1 protein-coding gene is annotated in these 217 nt (G+C 48.4%); it reads right to left on the bottom strand.

All coding sequences use genetic code 11. The features are described from left to right. On the bottom strand, positions 1 to 217 hold a 217-nt coding region (locus CWC11_RS21480; RefSeq protein WP_138684220.1), incomplete at both ends, for a beta-ketoacyl synthase N-terminal-like domain-containing protein.

Raw genomic sequence — 217 nt, 5'->3', positions numbered from 1 at the left:
GAGTTTATCTCTTCCATCATTATTAAGCGCACTGCCTCTGATCACAGAGTAAATTCGGTCACCATCTGCCAATGCATCTTCATACCGCTTTAATACTACTGCTAATGAGCCACTACCAGGCACCATTCCTGTGGCTTGCTCTGCAAACGGTCGACATATCCCATCAGGGCTCAGTGGGCCTCCCGGCGTAGATGCATACCCTTCGTAATGAGGATAA

The organism is Pseudoalteromonas sp. S3178, assembly GCF_005886985.1.
Classification (GTDB): domain Bacteria; phylum Pseudomonadota; class Gammaproteobacteria; order Enterobacterales; family Alteromonadaceae; genus Pseudoalteromonas; species Pseudoalteromonas carrageenovora.
This window is presented reverse-complemented; position numbering and strand designations above follow the sequence as displayed.